At 64.7% G+C, this 447-nt stretch carries 1 protein-coding gene; it reads left to right on the plus strand.

Going from position 1 to position 447, the window contains the following annotated elements; translation table 11 throughout:
- A partial coding sequence (locus AACY19_RS27345; protein ID WP_339454616.1) for an FtsK/SpoIIIE domain-containing protein occupies positions 1-447 on the plus strand: 447 nt, incomplete at both ends.

Genomic DNA, 447 nt, shown 5'->3' on the forward strand with positions numbered 1-447 from the left:
CGGGACGGTGGGCCTGCGCGAACTCATCGATTCGCTCGACGATCAGCCGGGCGCGCTGTCGCTGGTGCTGGGCAAGAATATCGCGGGCGATCCCGTCATCGCCGATCTCGCCCCGATGCCGCATTTGCTCGTTGCGGGTACGACGGGTTCGGGCAAGTCGGTCGGGCTCAACTGCATGATCCTGTCGCTGCTCTATCGGCTCAAGCCGGAAGAGTGCCGGATGATCATGATCGATCCCAAGATGCTCGAACTGAGCATGTATGAGGACATTCCGCACCTCTACGCACCCGTCGTGACCGACCCGGCCAAGGCGGTGCGCGCGCTCAAATGGACGGTCGAGCAGATGGAGGACCGCTATCGGCAAATGTCCTCGCTCGGCGTGCGCAGCCTGGCCAGCTTCAACGACAAGGTGCGCGCGGCCAAGGCCAAGGGCCAGCCGCTCGGGCG

Source organism: Pseudomonas sp. EA_5y_Pfl2_R50 (assembly GCF_963970475.1).
In the GTDB taxonomy this organism is placed as follows: Bacteria; Pseudomonadota; Gammaproteobacteria; order Pseudomonadales; family Pseudomonadaceae; genus Aquipseudomonas.